Annotated in this window: 14 protein-coding genes; 3 read left to right on the plus strand and 11 right to left on the minus strand. The window is 35.9% G+C overall.

The window, feature by feature from the left end:
- Window positions 1-84 precede the first annotated feature (84 nt).
- Both ligA and DRF65_RS11740 read left to right on the plus strand, forming a co-directional pair.
- Window positions 85-2,091, plus strand: coding sequence for an NAD-dependent DNA ligase LigA (gene ligA, locus DRF65_RS11735; protein WP_115970945.1), 2,007 nt, complete (start codon window positions 85-87; stop codon window positions 2,089-2,091).
- Between the two features lie 88 nt (window positions 2,092-2,179).
- The gene (locus DRF65_RS11740) at window positions 2,180-4,741 is read left to right on the plus strand and encodes a DUF7619 domain-containing protein (RefSeq protein ID WP_115970946.1); all 2,562 of its coding nucleotides are present in this window, start codon (window positions 2,180-2,182) and stop codon (window positions 4,739-4,741) included.
- Between the two features lie 131 nt (window positions 4,742-4,872).
- On the opposite strand, the gene DRF65_RS11745 is transcribed toward DRF65_RS11740, so the two are convergent.
- Window positions 4,873-5,463: a hypothetical protein gene (locus tag DRF65_RS11745; protein ID WP_115970947.1), complete on the minus strand. Its 591-nt coding sequence runs from the start codon at window positions 5,461-5,463 to the stop codon at window positions 4,873-4,875.
- A gap of 38 nt (window positions 5,464-5,501) precedes the next feature.
- On the opposite strand from DRF65_RS11745, the gene DRF65_RS29260 reads away from it, so the two are divergent.
- Window positions 5,502-5,597, plus strand: coding sequence for a hypothetical protein (locus DRF65_RS29260; RefSeq protein WP_115970948.1), 96 nt, complete (start codon window positions 5,502-5,504; stop codon window positions 5,595-5,597).
- Here DRF65_RS29260 and DRF65_RS11755 read toward each other — a convergent pair.
- From DRF65_RS11755 to DRF65_RS28265, 10 genes are all read right to left on the minus strand, one after another.
- Window positions 5,590-6,039, minus strand: coding sequence for a hypothetical protein (locus DRF65_RS11755; RefSeq protein ID WP_115970949.1), 450 nt, complete (start codon window positions 6,037-6,039; stop codon window positions 5,590-5,592). The genes DRF65_RS29260 and DRF65_RS11755 overlap by 8 nt on opposite strands.
- 40 nt (window positions 6,040-6,079) lie before the next feature.
- Window positions 6,080-6,607, minus strand: a complete 528-nt coding sequence (locus DRF65_RS11760) for an STM3941 family protein (RefSeq protein WP_115970950.1) — start codon at window positions 6,605-6,607, stop codon at window positions 6,080-6,082.
- A gap of 44 nt (window positions 6,608-6,651) precedes the next feature.
- Window positions 6,652-8,367 carry an ATP-binding protein gene (locus DRF65_RS11765; protein WP_115970951.1) on the minus strand — a complete coding sequence of 572 codons (1,716 nt, stop codon included), beginning with the start codon at window positions 8,365-8,367 and terminating at the stop codon, window positions 6,652-6,654.
- Between the two features lie 89 nt (window positions 8,368-8,456).
- Complete coding sequence (locus DRF65_RS11770; protein ID WP_115970952.1) at window positions 8,457-9,566, minus strand: sensor protein KdpD; 1,110 nt, start codon at window positions 9,564-9,566, stop codon at window positions 8,457-8,459.
- 45 nt (window positions 9,567-9,611) lie between these two features.
- Complete coding sequence (locus DRF65_RS11775) at window positions 9,612-10,697, minus strand: porin (protein WP_115970953.1); 1,086 nt, start codon at window positions 10,695-10,697, stop codon at window positions 9,612-9,614.
- Window positions 10,698-10,764: 67 nt separating this feature from the next.
- Entirely contained in the window at window positions 10,765-11,322 is a 558-nt protein-coding gene (kdpC, locus tag DRF65_RS11780) for a K(+)-transporting ATPase subunit C (RefSeq protein ID WP_115970954.1), read from the minus strand.
- Window positions 11,323-11,332: 10 nt separating this feature from the next.
- Window positions 11,333-13,372, minus strand: a complete 2,040-nt coding sequence (gene kdpB, locus DRF65_RS11785) for a potassium-transporting ATPase subunit KdpB (RefSeq protein WP_115970964.1) — start codon at window positions 13,370-13,372, stop codon at window positions 11,333-11,335.
- 180 nt (window positions 13,373-13,552) lie between these two features.
- Complete coding sequence (gene kdpA / locus DRF65_RS11790) at window positions 13,553-15,247, minus strand: potassium-transporting ATPase subunit KdpA (RefSeq protein WP_115970955.1); 1,695 nt, start codon at window positions 15,245-15,247, stop codon at window positions 13,553-13,555.
- 437 nt (window positions 15,248-15,684) lie between these two features.
- A complete protein-coding gene (locus DRF65_RS11800) occupies window positions 15,685-17,010 on the minus strand; it encodes a sigma-54-dependent transcriptional regulator (RefSeq protein WP_115970956.1) in 1,326 nt (441 codons plus the stop codon).
- A 114-nt stretch (window positions 17,011-17,124) separates the two neighbouring features.
- A complete protein-coding gene (locus tag DRF65_RS28265; RefSeq protein ID WP_123947331.1) occupies window positions 17,125-17,328 on the minus strand; it encodes a hypothetical protein in 204 nt (67 codons plus the stop codon).
- Between the last annotated feature and the right edge of the window lie 290 nt (window positions 17,329-17,618).

A 17,618-nucleotide genomic window follows, 5' to 3' on the forward strand; every position in this document is an offset into this window, starting at 1 on the left:
TTATTAATTTTTCTGTACTATTTAATTCTCTTATTTTTTAAATGAAATTACTTTAGCTATTTTTGCTCAAAAGATATAAATCCGATGTCTGAAAACATTCAACAAAAAATAGAACAGCTTCGCAAAGAGCTGCATCAGCATAACGAAAACTATTACCTACTGGATACTCCTACCATTACAGATTATGAATTTGATATGTTATTGGAAGAGTTACAGGACCTGGAAGCCAAACATCCTGAGTTTTACGATCAAAACTCTCCTTCAATGCGTGTAGGTGGTGGTATCACCAAGGTATTCCCTACCATTCAGCATAAATTCAGAATGTATTCTCTGGATAACTCTTATGATTTTGATGACCTTGAGGACTGGGAAAAAAGAATTATCAAAACTATCAATGATCCTGTAGAATTTGTTGCCGAATTAAAGTATGATGGAGCTTCTATTTCCATTCTTTATGAAAACGGAAAACTTACACAGGCTGTAACCCGTGGGGATGGTTTTCAAGGGGATGAAATTACTCCGAACGTACGAACGATTTCTGATATTCCATTGACACTGAAAGGTGATTTTCCCTCACCGTTTTTTATGCGTGGTGAAATTTATTTAACGAGAAAGAACTTTGATAAACTCAATAAACTACGTGAAGAGGAAGGATTAGATCCGTTCATGAACCCAAGAAATACAGCGAGTGGAAGTTTAAAGATGCAGGACAGTGCCGAAGTAAGAAAACGTTCACTTTCTTCTGTATTGTATCAGTTTATTTCTGATGAGATTCCTGCTGAAACTCACTGGGAGCTGCTTCAGAAAGCACAGGGATGGGGATTCAAGACTTCCCAGCAGGCAAAGCTTTGCAAAACGATGGATGAGGTAAAGGAGTTTATCACTTTCTGGGATACAGAGCGTCACAATCTTCCATTTGAAATTGATGGAATTGTTTTAAAAGTGAACTCTTTGCAACAGCAAAGACAACTTGGGTATACAGCTAAATCTCCACGTTGGGCTATGGCTTACAAATTCAAAGCTGAAAAAGTGGAAACTGAACTTCAAAGTGTTTCTTACCAGGTAGGAAGAACCGGAGCCATTACTCCTGTGGCCAACTTAAAGCCTGTTTTATTGGCTGGAACGATTGTAAAAAGAGCATCCCTGCACAATGAAGATATCATCAAAAAGCTTGATCTTCATGAAAATGACTTTGTCTATGTAGAAAAAGGGGGTGAGATCATTCCAAAGATCGTTGGGGTAAATACAGATAAAAGAACTGACGAAAGCAGAGAAATAGAATACATCAAACACTGTCCGGAATGTGGAACCGAGCTGGTGAAAATCGAAGATCAGGCGATTCATTTCTGCCCGAATGAGCTTCACTGCCCACCACAGGTTGTGGGAAGAATGATTCACTATGTTTCAAGAAAGGCTTTGAATATTGACAATCTGGGAAGTGAAACTATTGAACAGCTTTACAGAGAAAAACTGATTGAAAATCCTGCTGATTTCTATGTTTTAACAAAAGAACAGCTTCTTCCACTGGAAAGAATGGCCGAAAAATCTGCCCAGAATATCATTACCGGCGTTGAAAAATCTAAGGAAATTCCATTTGAAAAAGTACTATATGGAATCGGGATCAAGCATGTAGGAGAAACAGTTGCTAAAAAACTGGTGAAAAACTTCCCTACTATTGAAGAATTAAAAAGTGCTACTGTTGAAGAACTTTGTCAGGTAGAAGATATTGGGGCCAAAATCGCAGTAAGTATTGTAGATTTCTTCCAGAATTCTGAAAACTTATTAATGATTGAGCGTTTAAAATCTTACGGGGTACAGCTTGAAAAAGGAGAAAGTACCAATGAAGTTTTGTCTAACGTTCTTGAAGCAAAAACATTCCTTTTTACCGGAAAATTATCACTATTCACCAGAGAAGCTGCTGAGGAAATGGTAGAGAAGCACGGAGGAAAGAATATTTCTGCGGTTTCGAAAAATCTGAATTATCTCGTAGTTGGAGAAAAAGCAGGAAGTAAACTTAAAAAAGCTCAGGACATCGGAACGATTGAAATTCTGGATGAGCAACAGTTTCTCGATCTGATTGAGAAACAATAATAAAATTCAAATAATTATTAAATAAACCATTAAGATATTTACTTAATGGTTTATTTTTGCTCCATACTAAACTTAAGCAAACTAATACATGAAAAAACTCTACCTGATTATCTTTATGATGGTCGTTTCCACATTTCAGGCTCAGACGCTGAATGTCGATACCTATTTGAAAACAAAATTGTTTACTTACGGAGCAACAAGTGATTCTAACGGAAACTTTATTACTCTGGATACAAATAATGATGGACAGATTCAACTATCGGAAGCTTCGCTGGTTTATAAAATAAATCTATCTGATCTTTCAAATGCTATTACAAGTTTATCAGTACTTACTGAATTTCCAAATTTAACTGAGCTAAAACTAACAAATCCTGATATATCCTCTAATCTGGTTTTCAGTAATTATACCAAGCTTCAAAAATTAATTTTTTTAGGCGGAGAAGTAGGTAACGTAACGATTGAAAACTGCAATGCTCTAAATATTGCACAACTTGGTAGCTGGGGAAACGTTATAAATATTCAGAATAATTCGGTACAAGAAATTTCTGTTTCCAACATTAATGGGTTTAATATTTCCGGACTTCCTAATCTTAAGAAATTATCATTGGAGAATTCAACGATGACTTCTTTAAATTTAAGTAATCTCCCTGCGCTGGAAGAAGTAAATGTTAATCAAAACCAATTTCTAACAAGTATTAATTTTGCCGGAGATACAGCTTTGCAAAAACTAGAATTATTTCGTAATAAACTAAGCAGTCTTTCGATTCCTAATCCTTCTTTAGTAAACTATTTAAGTATAAGCTCCAATCTTTTCCAGACTTTTGATGTAACTCCTTATACTGGATTGAGAATGTTTCTTGCTCACGAAAACCAAATCACAAGTTTAGACTTTAGTTCAAGCCCTCTGATTGGAATGCTTTATATTTACAATAATCAACTTACTACATTAACACTTAATAATAATCCAATTTTAGGTTATTTGTATGCCAATAATAATCATATAACTCATATTGCATTTGATCAGGCAAGAGGCTTAAAAGGTATTCACGTATTGAATAATTCGCTTACGAATATTGATTTATCAAAGCAGACTATTCTGGATATTGCTGAGCTTGATAATAATCTTAATTTACAGACTTTAAATCTTAAAAACGGAAAGCATAATTATCTTGGCATTGGCTTTTCAAATACACCACAACTGCAATATGTATGCACTGACCCTATAGAAACTAACTATATAATATCGCAATTAGCATACTATAATCAACCCAATACTGTTGCAAATTCTTATTGTTCTTTCACACCAGGAGGTTCTTCTTATTTTGTCCTTCAGGGTAAAACAAGATATGACATGAACACAAATGGATGCGACATTAATGACATGATAAAACCTTTTCAAAAATTCAATATTTTAGGGCAAAACATGGCCATTTCAGATGCGTTCGGATCTTATTCTTTCCCACTGATATACGGAACTAACACGATCACCCCGATGTTGGAAAATCCTTCCTATTTTAACATTACGCCACCTTCATTCACTACCAATTTTCCAACACAGCCAAGTCCTTATACGCAGAACTTTTGTTTAACGGCCAATGGTACACATAATGATCTGGAAGTTGTGATTATTCCTATACAGGCAGCCATTTCAGGATTTGATGCTCAATATAAAATCATTTATAAAAACAAGGGAACAGGAACACAATCCGGAAATATAGCTTTTAATTTTGATCATAGCCGAATGACTTACCAGACTGCTACAACAGCGCCTGCATCTCAGTCCATGGGAGTACTCAACTGGAATTTCACCAATCTTCTTCCTTTTCAAACAGAGGAAATCACAGTTACTGTAAAATTAAACACTCCAACACAGAACCCACCTCTCAATAGTGGTGATATTCTTCATTATACAGCACAAATCAACGGAGCAACAGATGAAACACCAACTGACAACAATTTCACCCTAAACCAAACCGTTGGAAATTCTTTTGATCCAAACGATAAAACCTGTCTTGAAGGAACTTCTATTGCAAAAACTCAGGTTGGAGATTATGTTCATTACTTAATCCGATTTGAAAATACCGGAACAGCCAATGCCAGAAATATTGTAGTAATGGATGAAATTGATGCATCAAAATTTGATCTGTCTTCTGTAGTTGCACTCAATGGAAGCCATAATTTTATAACAGAAATCAAATCCCCGAATATTTTGGAATTTATTTTTGAAAACATTCAACTTCCATTTGATAATGATCATAATGATGGATATGTTGCCTTTAAAATAAAGACAAAATCCACCTTGAATACTGGAGATTCTTTCAGCAATACAGCTAAAATCTATTTTGATTACAATGCTCCTATTGTTACCAATACCTATACAACAACTATTGCAGGTACACTGGCTACTTCGGAGATCCAAAATGATAAAAATGGAATGAGTATTTATCCTAACCCAGTAAAAGACATCCTATATATCAGATCTCCAAATGAAGTAAGCAAAGTGGAAATCTACGACCTGGCAGGAAGAATAATTAATTCTATAGGAACGAAAGGAAATTCTGTAAATGTTTCGGATCTGTCTAAAGGAAATTATCTGATTAAGCTATTCTTAAAAGATAAAGTTTCTGTTCAGAAATTCATTAAAGATTAAACTTATAAAAACTACTCTATAATAAAAGGCTGCAAATAATTTCTGCAGCCTTTTATATTTTAGTAATGTCTAATCCATAATTCATACAAAATAAAAATTATTAAGGGAATGGAAACTCCTATTTATGATCTCTATTTAAGGTTTTCACAGTTCTTTTCGACAGTAAATAATACATTTGAAACAGTCTCTGCAAATTCTACATCTTTATTTTCAAAATAAAAAAAGCCTTCTTCTAGATTGGTTTTATTTTTCACAATCCAGGAGTTGATTTTTTTAATATCTTCACTTTTGAAATCCTTAAAAATTTTACCATCGTAAATCAGATCAGAATAATAATTATCAATACAATCAACAAGAATTTTAAACCCGTTTTCCCGGATATTTGTATTCCAACACTCAAGTATCTTATCAAGATCTCCGCTTATCTTATAAATACCGGTGAAGGTTTCATGATCAAAATAAGATTGGGTTGCAATGCGATACTGCCACCATTGCCAAATAAAAGCTTCAACGGCTGCTCTTTCATCTTCCGGCCACATTTTAAAGTTTCCATATTCTAATTTACGTAAAAGTAAGTCTGTATCAACCTTAGAGCTTCCTCTAGCACAAATATCAAATAGTCTGGGAAGAAAATGTTTAAAATCTTCAATATTACCCCAGGTTGTCAAAGCTTTAAACGCATACCTTGAAAGATCATTTTCTTCTAAATCTCTCAAAGGCATAATATGAAGTTTTTCTTTGTCTGTTTCAGAAACACAGCATGGGCATCCGTTTATCTTTTCTACAAGAGGATAAACGGAGAAAGTTTCATAAAGATGTTCTACAGATAATTCTAATGCATTCATATATTATTTGAAAACAATGATTGTGTATGGATTTGTTTCACCTGCTTTCGGCAAGATCAACCTTATATGTTCTTTCTTATTATAATAATCAACATAAGGTTCTCTGGTAATGATTTTCCCTTTTCCGGTTTCTTTATATCCTGCTTCTTTTATAATTTTGAGATACTGTTCGTATTCTTTTTTACTTTTAAATTCAAACTCAATCCTGTCCTCAGATTTGTCCTCGTATTCAAACTTTCCAATTTTAGATTGGTAATCAGCTGATTCATATTCAGCCAACACAAATCCTAGGCCTTCTGTTTTGTCATAAAATTTATAATTAAGACTTTTCATTTCTTTTTTAAAATCAGCCATTCCCAATTTGTTGAATGCAGCAAATTGTTCTAAAGTAAAAGTTTGAGCAGAAAGGGTTATACAGAATAATATAGCTAATAAACTTACAATTTTTTTCATTCTGTTAATTTGCTCACAAATATAAAATAATAATCTTTGTTTAAAATTTGTTTTCCATATCCAGCAAGCTATAAGGTCTGATTCTACTATTCAAAAGCTCCAGCAAAACCTTTGCTTTCACATTTGAAATATCGGTCTGAATACTGTACCGGATGCCTTTTAGCTGGGGAAATACTGTGGTAGACACCTTGTCTAGGACATTAGGATTTTTTTTGGGCTGATTCATAATCACACAGATATAGGATGAAGTCTTAATTCCACAATGCCGCATATCTACTATAAAAAACAAAATCACTTCGTCAAAACGAATGAATGTGGGCTTTCTTAATACGTTATAAACAATGATCTGCTTATCAGTTACTGTCAGTAGTGGCTCTGTTCGTACCAGCAGCAGTATAGAATAGAGTATTCCAAATGAAAAAAGCGTAATTCCAAGGGAAAGAATTCCTATTATAAAAATATTTTCATCCTTGAAATCTATATAAGACAAACCAAAAGTAAAAACACATGAAATGATAAGCAGTATCAGACTTTTAATCTTGCTGGAATAAAAATGACGCTCTTTCATATGTTCTTTGGTCTCAATTTGATAGGACTCAAAGATATAAAACTTTAAGCAACAGGAAGTCTGAAGTAAAATGTACTGCCATTATTTGGCGAACTGTTTACCCCAATTTCTCCATTTTGCTTCTCTATAAAGTTTTTAGAAATGGCTAACCCAAGACCTGTTCCATTCTGATGTTCTCCAGGAACCTGAAAATATCGGTCAAAGATCTGACGGTGGTATTTTTCATCTATCCCACTTCCTGTATCAATGATATTAAACTGGATAAAGTCTTCTACTCTTTCCACAAAGATTTTAATTTCTTCATCCTGAAAGGAATGTTTCACCGCATTGGTCAGGAAATTATTTATCACCCAAACGGTTTTGTCAAAATCAGCCGTCACAGAATCTGTATCCTCCAACTGATATTCTGTCTGGATTGAAATATTTTTCTGCTCTGCCAGTTTTTCAACATTTTTCACGGCAGCCTGTACAATTTCCTTAGGTGAACATTTCTCAACAGTTAACCGGATATTTCCGGATTCCACTTGCGAAAGATTAAGGAGTTCCCCGGTAATATCCAGCAAACGCTGGCCATCTTCGTTAATACTTTTCAATAATTCCTGCTGCTGTTCATTCAGCTCTCCGAATTTTTGGTTTCCGAGCAGCTGCACACCCATTTTTATAGCAGAAATTGGAGTTTTCAACTCATGAGAAATCGTTGCAATGAAATTGGTTTTGGCAAAATCCAGTTCTTTGAAAGGGGTAATATTTCGCAGTAAAATTACCTTTCCAATATATTTTTTCTCCTTCTCCCCTGTTTTCACAATATTGATGGGAACAATATCCTGTTCAAAATAATTCTCTTTATTTTCCCGGACAATCTTAATCGGTTCTTTTACCGGATGATCAATATTTTTAAGCAGTTCCCTCATCAAATCATTATTAACAGCAACTTCATGGGCAGTTTTTCCTATAATATCTTCTTTGCGGAGATTGGTAATTTTTAAAGCTTCATCATTAATCATATAGATAAAGTGATTTTCATCCAGCCCGATTACTGCATCATGCATATTATTTACCAGGGTTTCGATCCTTTTCTTCTCCATCAGTTGCTTGGAAAGATTACTGCTTTCGTATTCCTGAAGCTTTTCTGCCATCACGTTGAAAGAATCTGCAAGACTGTTAAATTCTTCACTTCCTTTAAAATGTACTCTTTCATTATAATTTTTATCTGCAATCTGTCTGATACTGAAGGTCAGCTGATTGATGGGTTCTGCAATGGTTTGCGGCAGGTTGAACAGTAAAATAAAAGCAATCAGAAAGCAAACCGTTCCCAGGCTGACAATCCAGAAAGTGGCATTTCCAGCTGTAATAATGGCGATATCACTTTTTCGTTCAATCCCTTTCATATTTAAAGACATGATTCTGGCCAGATCTTCACGGATTAACTTCTCTTTATTGGTTGTAGGTTCTTTTAAATAACTCTTAAAATGCAGATTCAGATTTTGAGTAGCTTCCTTTTCCCCAAATTCTGTAAGGTTTTTTTCCTGCAGCTTATTATTTTTTTGAAAATCTGCAATGGCCACTACACTGTCTGTACTGATATGATCCAATGCCAGAAGCATATTTTTAGAGAATTCAAGGCTGTTGTAATTGGCTGTAAGAATCTTTTCTGTATCAGATTTAAGCTTATTGATATATACTGAGCCTATGACTGAAAGCAGAACAATCAGTAAAAATAAAAGGCCAACGCCTAAGGTAAGTTTTGTTTTAAGTTTCATATGAAGACTTATTGTTTTTTAAAAGACATATGCAATCGCGTCATCTTTATCGGTGTTTGAGTTTCCAAATCATTGCGATTTCATTACTTTTAAGATAAAATAATAATATCTACCTGTCTTTCATTCAGCCTGTTCATCAAAGTATAGATCCAACTATAACCGAACAGACGCTGCCAGAGCTTTGCATGAGGTTTTCCAATACAGACTGTGGTAATGTTATGGGCAATCACATACTCAAGGATTCCATTATGAACACTGCTTTCCTTGACTCTGACAACTTTGGCTCCCAATTCCTGTGCTAAATTAAAATTATTAATCAAATATCGCTGCTTGTCCAATGCTATTTTTTCAGGGTTTTCAGAAGGTTTCTGAATATAGAGAACCGTCCATGGGCTGTTGTAGTAACTCGCCAGCCTGGCCGTTTTTCTAATGATTGTTTTAGCAATCTTCTCATTACTGCTAATACAGGCAAGGAATTTTATGGGTTTAAAATTCTCTGTCTTGATTTCTGCCTCTACTTTTCTTTCTACATGGGTGGCCACTTCTTTTAGCGAAAGTTCACGAAGCTGAAGAATGTGCCCACTCTGAAAAAAATTACTGAGAGCCGTCTGAATTTTCTCTTTTTTATATATTTTCCCTTCTTTCAACCGGGTGAGCAACTCATCTGCGGTAAGGTCAATATTCACTACTTCATCAGCTAAGGCTAAGATTTTATCCGGAACCCTTTCAGCTACTTCTACCCCTGTAATTTTTTTAACTTCCTCATTCAGACTTTCAATATGCTGAATATTCATGGCACTGATAACATTGATTCCGTTATCCAGAATTTCCAGCACATCCTGCCATCTTTTTTTATTTTTAGAACCTTCCACATTGGTGTGGGCCAGCTCATCTACCAGCACTACCTCCGGATGTTCATTGATAATAGCCTGGAGGTCCATTTCCTCCAGATTTTTACCTTTATAAAAGACTGATTTTCTTTCAATTGCCGGAATTCCTTCCACCAGAGCTACGGTTTCCTCACGGTCATGGGTTTCTATGTAGCCGATCTTTACATCAATGCCGTTTCGTAAGAGAGCATGAGCCTCCTGCAGCATCCGGAAAGTCTTCCCAACGCCTGCACTCATCCCGATATAGATTTTAAATTTTCCTTTCCGGGATTTCTGGATCAGTTCTAAAAAATGTTTTGCTGATGACATTGATTTTATTCTTTTTAGTTTTATTTTAAACACGTTTTTCTTAGGTTAAAACCACACCGATAAACTTGTTGTAACGAAAAAATTTCCTTTTCTGAAATCATCATTTTTCGCAAAAACGGCATCCTTGGAAGTAAATCCTCTCGCTTCAGTACGGAAAACAACATTTTTAAATACCGCATAATCTACATTCAGTGAATACCCAAAAGTTTGAAAACCGTTAGGAGTTCCGGTACTGATGATCACTCCGTTTTTATCGTTATAATATTCCAGTCTTCCAGCCAGCGCCCATTTATTGTTAACCTGATATTTTGCCTGTACGTTAGGGCTGTACCAAATATTATACTGCTCACTTCCTTTAGTCTTCTGCTCTGCTCCGATATCAAATCCCAGTAAAGCTGAAAATTGATCTGTAAGCTGAAAGCTTCCATACAAATCATGGAAATAACGCATCCTTTTATTATCCTTAGCTTTATCATTTCCTATAAATGAACTGCTATTCAAAGTTACTTTATCATTGGGTTTGTAGGTCACCTGATGCCCAAAAGAAATACTTTGGTTCTCTTTTACTTTTGCAATACGCTGCCAGCCATTCAGTACCAACCCACTTAAAAACCATTTTCCATTGTCTGAAGTATAGGAAATCTTGGCTCCGGTTTCAAAATAAGGCGAATTTTCAGCAGCAAAACTTCTGGTCAGGTTGATATTATCTTTTCCTATGGCACTTTCCCAGCCGATATGGGAAGGCACGATTCCCGCATCAATCCATAGGTTTTTATTTTTTGATATTTTGATTCCTACATTTGCTTCGTTGATATATCGTAAAGCATTCTGTTCTGCAGCCATATTATCCTGTGCGTAAGTTCCACCCATTAATGCAAGATTGGCACGAACATTTTCACTCTGATAATTAGCTTTTATAAGCCCCAAGTTAAGGTTCAACTCATTATGCCTGTTGTATGAGTATAAAAAGTTTTGACGGAGATGATCTCCCGGCTCATTAAAATCATAGGTATAAAAGAGTTCTGCATAGGCAGAAAATGTAACTTTTGATTCTGTTTTTAATGAGTCTGACGATTGTGCTTTGGAAAGAAATGTTCCAAAAATTGCACCTATAAATAGATATTTTTTCACGTTAGTCGTAAATTATTAACCATGTCAAGGTTTGGAACCTTGACATGGTTAGTTCAAGATTATTAGATTATTTTAATTGGTCCAAAGCTATATTAAGCTTTAAAACATTGATTTTTGAAGGCCCAAAAAGTCGTAAAAATGGCTTTTCAGTTTGATTTTTAACTAAGGTATTGATCTGCTCTACAGAAAGGCTTCTCATTTTGGCAATTCTCTTTGCCTGATATAAAGCTCCTTCTTCTGAAATATCAGGATCCAATCCACTTCCACTCGCTGTAACGAGCTCTACAGGAACTTTTGTGTTTTCCATTTCCGGATTCTGCAGCTTGAGAGTGTCTATTCTTTTCTGAACAGTTTCCAGATATTCTTCATTGCTTGGCCCTTTATTACTTCCCCCACTTCCTGCTGCATTATAGTTTACTGAGGATGGGCGGCCATGGAAATATTTTTCAGATTTAAATTCCTGTCCGATATTGGCATAGAACTTTTGTCCTTTGTAATTAATGATCTCTGCATTTCCCTGGTTAGGTAATACTTTTGATCCGCCATATACAACGATCAGATAAATTCCTACAACTGCCAGCATTACAAGTGTTAATCTGAATGCTGAAACGATATGATTTTTCATTTTTTTAATTTTAATAGAATAAACTAATCAGTAAGTCAATGATCTTGATTCCAATAAACGGTACAATGACTCCTCCCAACCCATAGATCAAAAGATTTCTTCTTAATAATGCACTGGCACCGATCGGCTTGTAAGCCACTCCTTTTAATGCTAATGGAATCAGGAAAGGAATAATCACCGCATTGAAAATAACCGCTGATAAAATGGCTGTTTCCGGACTATGAAGATTCATGATATTCAATTTCTGAAGCGATGGAATAAAGGTGATAAACAGCGCCGGGATGATGGCAAAATACTTCGCCACATCATTGGCAATACTGAAAGTTGTCAAAGTACCACGGGTCATCAGTAACTGTTTTCCAATCTCTACGATCTCAATCAGTTTGGTAGGGTCATTATCAAGGTCTACCATATTTCCTGCTTCTTTTGCAGCCTGGGTTCCGCTATTCATCGCTACGCCCACATCAGCCTGAGCAAGTGCCGGAGCATCATTCGTTCCGTCTCCCATCATCGCTACCAGCTTTCCTTCCTGCTGTTCCTTCTTGATGTAGTTCATCTTATCTTCCGGTTTGGCTTCAGCAATAAAATCATCTACCCCTGCTTTTTCGGCAATAAACTTTGCCGTTAAAGGATTATCTCCGGTTACCATTACCGTTTTCACTCCCATTTTTCTCAACCGCTGGAAACGTTCCTGGATCCCCGTTTTAATAATATCCTGAAGTTCAATAACTCCCCATACTTTTTCGTTAACGGATACTACTAAAGGAGTTCCTCCGTTTTCAGAAATTTTGGTTACCGCATCCTGGGTTTCCTGCGGGAAAAGATTCCCGGTTTTTTCAGTCAGTTTTTTTATCGTATCATAAGCTCCTTTTCTGATTCTGGTTTCTTCAAAATCAATTCCTGAAGTTCTGGTTTCAGCAGTAAAATCAATGTAAACTGGATTGGGAACTAACAAATCTTCCGATTTAAGAGCACTCAATTCAATAATAGATTTTCCTTCCGGTGTTTCATCCGCAACAGAACTCAAAGCAGAGGCTTTAATAAAGTCTTCAACCTTAATTCCGTTGGCCGGATGAAATTGAGTGGCTTTACGATTTCCGATGGTAATTGTTCCGGTTTTATCAAGTAACAAAACATCAATATCACCTGCTGTTTCTACTGCTTTTCCACTTTTTGTGATAACATTTGCTCTTAAAGCTCTATCCATTCCCGCAATTCCGATTGCAGAAAGCAGACCTCCAATTGTTGTCGGAATGAGACAAACGAAAAGTGAAATAAATGCCGCAATGGTAATTGGAGTCTGCGCATAATCTGCAAAAGGCTTTAAGGTTAGGGTTACAATAATAAAAGTAAGGGTAAACCCTGCTAGTAATATGGTTAATGCGATTTCGTTAGGTGTTTTTTGTCTTGAGGCTCCTTCTACAAGAGCAATCATTTTATCTAAGAAAGATTCTCCGGGTTTAGTAGTTACTTTTACCTTAATTCTATCAGATAATACTTTTGTACCACCGGTTACTGAACTTTTATCCCCTCCTGATTCACGAATAACAGGCGCACTTTCTCCGGTAATAGCAGATTCATCAATGGTAGCCAACCCTTCAATAATTTCTCCATCCATCGGAATCTGATCTCCGGCTTCACAAAGAAAGATATCTCCTAACTTCATTTCTGCTGACATTTTTAAGACCGTTTCCACCTGAAATCCTGCTTTATTATCTATGACAAGTTTAGCAGGAGTTTCTTCACGGGTTTTTCTCAAGGTATCAGCCTGTGCTTTTCCTCTGGCTTCTGCGATAGCTTCAGCAAAATTGGCAAATAATACTGTAAAAAACAGGATGATGAATACCAGGAAATTATAAGAGAAGCTTCCCTGGGTTTTATCACCAGCCAAGCTGAACATGCTTACGATAAACATGACCACTGTTCCGATCTCCACCAGGAACATGACTGGATTTTTAAACATAATTTTCGGGTTCAGTTTTACGAATGACTGTTTTATCGCTTCGTTTACCAAATCTCTTTGAAACAATGTTTGTGATTGATTTTTCATTTTTTTGAAAGAGTTTATATCATTATAAATCAATAATAACCATCAAGAGAAACCAAATTATAAGGGTTTAGAAATGGATAATATTATGAGTGAACGTTTCGGTAAGTTTTAGACTAGTTCCTTAAACAATTCAGCTTTCTTAATGGTTGAATATTGATTTTAATTTTTAATGTTCACAATTTATTTAGAGAAATACTGTATCTGTTCTGCAATAGGCCCAAGGGTTAATGCAGGGAAGAAAGAGAGTGCTGCAATAAGCAGAATGACTGCAAGTGTCATAAAGCCAAATGTTGCCGTATCTGTTTTCAATGTTCCTGAACTTTCCGGGATAAATTTCTTCTGAGCCAGCAAACCTGCAATGGCTACCGGACCTATGATTGGGATAAACCTTGATAAAAGCAGTACTATTCCTGTTGAAATATTCCACCATGGGGTGTTATCTCCCAACCCTTCAAATCCTGATCCGTTATTCGCTGAAGAAGAGGTAAACTCATACAGCATTTCACTGAAACCATGGAATCCAGGATTATTTAATGTTTTAGCTCCAAATTCTGGCAGATAAGCCGTTAAAGCCGTTCCTACAAGAATTAAAAATGGATGAAACAGAGCAACAATCATCGCAATCTTCATTTCTTTAGCCTCAATCTTTTTCCCCATAAATTCAGGAGTTCGTCCTACCATCAAGCCGCTGATAAACACAGCAAGAATAATGAAAATAAAATAGTTCAGAATTCCTACTCCACAACCTCCATAGAAGCAATTGATCATCATCGCAAGAAGTTCATTCATCCCTGAAAGAGGCATTGTACTGTCATGCATTGAGTTTACCGAACCAGTAGAAATTACTGTAGTTGCAATGCTCCAATATCCTGATGCTGCACTTCCGAAACGGATTTCCTTTCCTTCCATGGCTCCAAGGCTGCTGTCGGCTCCCATTTTTGTAATCAGAGGGTTGCCTCCTGTCTCATTGACAATATTGGGAATGGTAAGCGCCAGAAATCCAACGGTCATTACAGTAAAAATAACCCACGACAGCTTTCTTTTCTTTAAATAGAACCCTAAGGCAAAGACCAATGCAAAAGGAATGATCATCTGGGTGACCATCTCTGTCATGTTCGTCGTATAATTAGGATTTTCAAGAGGATGGGCAGAATTAGCTCCGAAAAAACCACCTCCATTGGTTCCCAAATGCTTAATGGCAACAAAAGCAGCCACAGGACCTCTGGAAACTTCTATTTTTTGTCCTTCAAGGGTAGTAATATGATCTTTTCCTTCAAAAGTCATGGGACTTCCGTTGATAGAAAGAATCAAAGCAACCACTACACTGATCGGAAGTAAAATTCTAATCATTGACTTGGTAAAATAATCATAGAAATTACCCAATTCTGTAGCCGTTTTTTCTTTAAAAGCTTTGAAAAGAACAGCCATAGCAGCCATTCCCGTTGCAGCCGTTACAAACTGTAAAAACATCAGATAAAGCTGGCTTAAGTAGCTTACTCCTGTTTCTCCCGAATAGTGCTGTAAATTACAGTTGACTAAGAATGAAATGGTTGTATTAAAAGCCAGATCAGGTGACATATTTGGGTTTCCGTCAGGATTTAAAGGTAACCAGGCCTGAGTCATCAGAAGAGTAAATCCTACTATAAACCAAACCAGGTTAATCGCCAACATCGCATACATATTCTGCTTCCAGTTCATCTGGCGATTGGGATTAATTCCCGATATTTTATAAATTAACTTTTCAACCGGCTGAAAAACCGGATCTAAAAAGGTTTTCTTGTGTCCATAGACATTAGCAATATATTTACCTAAAAATATTCCGATAACTAATGTGATAGCAAACATGGCTATGATGCCTAAAATTTCTGTATTCATGATCTCTAAAATTTTTCAGGTTTCATTAAAACATAACAGATATACACAAAGGCAAGTATTGAAAGGAAAAATAAACTCCACATAATTTTATATTCTATCAAAAAATTCAACTGATTTATACAAAAGCCAAAACAATACTGCAAACAGCAGGATCAAACTTATAAGCATCATATCTTTATTATTAAGGTTAAGAGAGTAAACAATACATACGATACAATCAGCAAACTAAAAGTGGAATGCTCCCGTTTTTTCAACGTTTTTCTTGAAATTGTCATTTTTAAATATTTTATTCAGAGACTATATGCCAAAAGAAAGTCCAATCCTTAAACAAACAACATAAAATACTATAAAACAACACATTAAACCAATACGATTATCTGTATAAAAACAGAAAAGCCTATCAAAATGATAGGCTCTTTATTAAAATGATAAAAGGTTTATTTCAGTCCGTATTCTTCGAGTTTACGATATAGCGTAGCAATTCCAATTTCGAGGAGTCTGGCCGCTTCTGCCTTATTACCTTTTGTGTATTGCAATACTTTTTGGATATGAATTTTTTCAAGAGATCTTATGCTCAAAGAATCACTTTCCTGAGCAGGCTTTTCTGAATAGAGTGGAAGACTTTCTGCGTCCAGGATATTATCATTCATCAGAATCAGACTTCGTTCTACCGCATTCCTTAATTCCCTGATATTTCCTTTCCAGTTATTTTTTTCCAGCATTTTGTAATAATCCGGGCTTACCTGAATGGATGACAAATGTAACTTATGTGAAAATATATCGATGAAGTTCTTCGCAAGCATTTTCAGATCCTCTTTTCTTTCTCTTAAAGCAGGCAGTGTAATTTCAAAAACATTCAGTCTGAAATACAGATCTTCTCTGAAATTTCCATGTCTTATTTCCTCTTCAAGATTTCTATTGGTAGCGGCAATCAGCCTGAAATCAGATTTAGAGACTTTGGTTTCCCCCATTTTGATAAACTCTCCGGTTTCCAGGACCCTAAGCAGCTTTGCCTGAAGTTCTATTGGCATTTCACCCATTTCATCCAGAAATAAGGTTCCTCCATGGGCTTCTTCAATCAGTCCTTTTTTATCTCTCAAGGCACCTGTAAAAGAACCTTGTTTATGACCGAACAGTTCGCTTTCTAAGATTTCCTTGCTAAAAGCAGAGCAATTAATCGCCACAAAGTTATTTTTCTTTCGTTCACTTCCTTCATGGATTGCATTTGCAAACACCTCTTTTCCGGTTCCTGTTTCGCCTGTTAAAAGCACTGCCGCATCTGTTAGTGCTACTTTTTCTGCTAGTTTCTTAGCCTGCAAAATCAAAGGAGAAATACCTATGATTTGTCCAAAACCTTTGGGCACTCCGGTTGGCTGAATCGTTTTTATTCGATTGTCCTTTACCTTTTCCAGAGCCTTATATACCAGAGGAATAATCTTCTCGTTATCATCTCCTTTTACCAGATAATCATAGGCACCATTTTTCATAGCCTGCACTGCATCGGTAATATTTCCGAATGCAGTCATCAGGATAATTTCAAGCTGTGGATATTTAGTCTTAATAGATCTTACCAGTTCTACCCCAAAAGCATCAGGGAGCCGGACATCGCTTAAAACTACATCAAAATCATACTGCTCCAGCATCGTCATTGCAGAACGTGCTGTAGAAGCTTCTTTTACATTAAAATTCTCTTGGGAAAGGATCATTCCTAATAGCTTAAGGAGCTTGATCTCGTCATCAATGATCAGAATGTTTCCGGACATTATAATTCTTTTTGGAAAACTGATACAAACTTATTGATTTTATTTGAGGAAAATCCCTTTATAAAAGAAATTAATTTTATCATGTCCCTTATTCTAGGAGCTTAATCCTGCTATTCACTCATACTCCTCGCGCCTTTCTATCCCAACACTTAAGCCCTGCTCTCCCACTCCTGCTGTGGGGTAACCGTTACTATCAGGGCTAGGAAGGGCAATAGATAATAAATATATGGCTGTGAAGCTGATTGTAAGATTATTGATTGGTAATGAGTAGTAATGATGAATATTTGTATGATGCTTTAGATTCTCAGTACTACTCACTATTTGTTATTCCGTAGGGATCCAGTCAACATTATCCATCTTATTATTGTATTCAAGTTTACCATTAAAAATAAGAAGCTATTTTTCTCCTTTCAACCGTTGGGATCTTTCAGGCTGACAAAATATGGTAATACAGACGAGTCCAATGATATCAGAAATATAACTTGATAAAATAAAGACAATGTAAAGAGAAAATAAGCATCAGGGATTCTACAGGCTCAGCATTCAATAGAAACGGGCTTTAGCCAAAACATAGATACTAGATAATATTCAATACTTATTGCTTATCA

This window comes from Chryseobacterium pennae, from assembly GCF_003385515.1.
Classification (GTDB): Bacteria; Bacteroidota; Bacteroidia; order Flavobacteriales; family Weeksellaceae; genus Chryseobacterium; species Chryseobacterium pennae.